The following is a 2,139-nucleotide window of genomic DNA, read 5'->3' as shown; positions in this document are numbered from 1 at the left end:
CGTTATCGCTAATGTTACGCTCGACCTAGTATTGTAAATCCTTCCTAGCAGGCAGCATCCAGTGTGTATTCTGCCCTTGAGTTTGCCATTGATATAAAAGGCTTAAAGAATAGTAGCCTCGATCAAACAACGTTAAAGAATCATCTGGAACAGAAGGTAAAAGTCTTTTTGCAAGCGTCATTTCCCCTACATGACGAGCATCAAAGCTACTATCCAATAAAAGATGACTCGACACTTCCATCAAACTACACATCCTGATTTGAGGATAGCTGCCCTCACCAAATTGGTTACTGTCACTACCGAATGCATTGCGATTTTCATCATTATCTTGTGTTCTGAAACTTACCCCATCAACAGCTAACAAATTCAGTCCACACCACTGTTCAAAAGCGTTTTCGTAAAATGTTCTTTGCGCTAGTAACTGAAACGAGTGTTGTACCGCATCTACGCCTAAGCGTTGACGACCTTGAACCAAGGCGCTGGGCGCAACAAGTTTACTCTTCCCTGGCAGAGTAATATCTAATCGGCTAGCAATATCCCATACTGTTTCGTTACGAAATAAACTCATACCAATGACTGACCACATGATGGCTTCTAACGGCAACCTTCTTCGTCGCACGGTGGCTACTCCAGCATGCGCGAAAGCCTGCTCAAGTATATCCGCGTCAAGGACACTCTTTAATTTATCCAATGTGTGAACATCATCTAAAAATGAAGACAAGTTGTTAAAATGATTAGAAAGGGGCATAAAAAATCCGATATTAGTTTCCTAATATCGGATTCTGAACCCTTTTAAAGATCGGTCAACTGATCTGTTTATTTCTTAACTGATCAGCATTATGCGAATAGCGGGGTCTTTAAAAAGGCGTTAAGTTCGTCATCAGTAATCGAATCGAGCGGTTTATTAAAATAATGACTGAGTTTAAGTAAGTGCGCGCAATAACTTTTACCTGTTCTATCTGAATAACCTCGATAGTGTATTTCTGCCTTGACCTGTTCAATGAGTGTGTTCATTTTTACCTCTAAGTTGTGAAATAACTCAGAGAAAGTGTGGCTCAAATGCTGAGAATAGGATCTCCGCGTAGCGGCTTAGTTCAACGCCGCGTTAAGTAGTGAGCAACGCTACCACTTAACCTTAAACTGCCGAGCGTTGCGAATCTGCCTTAAACGCTTTGTTATGTGGCTGTTCCCAATTGTAGCTCTACGGCCGAGATGATTTTCTTTGTAGCTACAGTTTTTCGATAACTTGCACGATTATCAACCTTATTTACGTAAGGTAAAGGACGTCCTAAATCAGTATATTGTTCGACGGTTGGATCAATGATTTCATCTGTCGGGGAAAGCAACCAATAATGAATTATTCCTTTTTCATCTGTTGCTTTTTGCAGCTTATATCCCGATCTACTGCCCCCTAGGAGGTTGTACATTGCTAATGATGCGTGGTGGCAATGACCACACATTGAGTGTTCTAACACGTTCTTATATTGAAGTGGAATCAAGTCATCACACAGCTCAGAACGCACCAAATTATAAATTTTCAGTTCTTCATTTGTCATAGTTCCCTCTTTGCCACATAACTATTTAGTATTTATGCGGCACGTTGTTTGTGCTGCATAATCGCTTGTTGGACTGAGCCGCTACCTGCTCGATGTGTCAGAGTTGGTGTTATTTATGCTATGGGAATTTGCTTTTAGTGGCGTAACTTGCCTCGAGCCTACTTTATCAGCCTGCCTATCGCGCTTAAGCTATCCCTGCGTGACTCAGTACTTTTTATCTTGTCATTAGAGCTAATTTTCGCTGCTTTATCAATGATATTTTAACCGCACACGCACTTTTTAGCCCGAACACTTAAGCAGGTTAACCCGTTGATATCATTCAGCAAGCTCTGCTGCTAGCTCGTTCGTGTTAATTTCATTATCTCTTCACTTGAATTAACCATTTCTTTAAATCGTAAACCCCCGATTTTGCATACTTCACAAGGCCAGTGGGAGTGTGATAACGCGGCCTCTGCCTTTTTCTTCTTCACTTTACCTATATTGGGCCCTTGCGCCTTTATCAACGCCAACTTTCGCTTGCAACATGCATTGGCTAAAAAACCATAGTGACGAATACGCATAAACCCTTTGGGTAGCACATGCT

The 2,139-nt window shown here is 41.5% G+C and carries 4 protein-coding genes; all 4 read right to left on the bottom strand.

All coding sequences use genetic code 11. From position 1 onward, the window contains the following. Positions 1-25 precede the first annotated feature (25 nt). Positions 26-748 (bottom strand): IS4 family transposase, encoded by a 723-nt coding sequence (locus SANK73390_RS18575; protein WP_462767876.1) that lies wholly within the window; start codon positions 746-748, stop codon positions 26-28. 89 nt (positions 749-837) lie between these two features. After that, entirely contained in the window at positions 838-1,014 is a 177-nt protein-coding gene (locus SANK73390_RS18570) for a phage integrase N-terminal SAM-like domain-containing protein (protein WP_462767875.1), read from the bottom strand. A gap of 161 nt (positions 1,015-1,175) precedes the next feature. Beyond that, a complete protein-coding gene (locus SANK73390_RS18565) occupies positions 1,176-1,556 on the bottom strand; it encodes a hypothetical protein (RefSeq protein ID WP_462767874.1) in 381 nt (126 codons plus the stop codon). Positions 1,557-1,891: 335 nt separating this feature from the next. Further along, positions 1,892-2,139 (bottom strand): transposase (locus SANK73390_RS18560; protein WP_462767873.1); only part of this gene is annotated, 248 nt, incomplete at its 5' end.

It is taken from the genome of Pseudoalteromonas sp. SANK 73390, assembly GCF_054966645.1.
Note: the sequence above shows the minus strand (reverse complement) of the source record. Positions and strands in the feature narration are given on the sequence as shown.

Coding starts and splice junctions, on each gene's coding strand:
- SANK73390_RS18570 (WP_462767875.1), bottom strand. CDS start 1,014: ATGAACACACTCATTGAACAGGTCAAGGCAGAAATACACTATCGAGGT.
- SANK73390_RS18565 (WP_462767874.1), bottom strand. CDS start 1,556: ATGACAAATGAAGAACTGAAAATTTATAATTTGGTGCGTTCTGAGCTG.
- SANK73390_RS18575 (WP_462767876.1), bottom strand. CDS start 748: ATGCCCCTTTCTAATCATTTTAACAACTTGTCTTCATTTTTAGATGAT.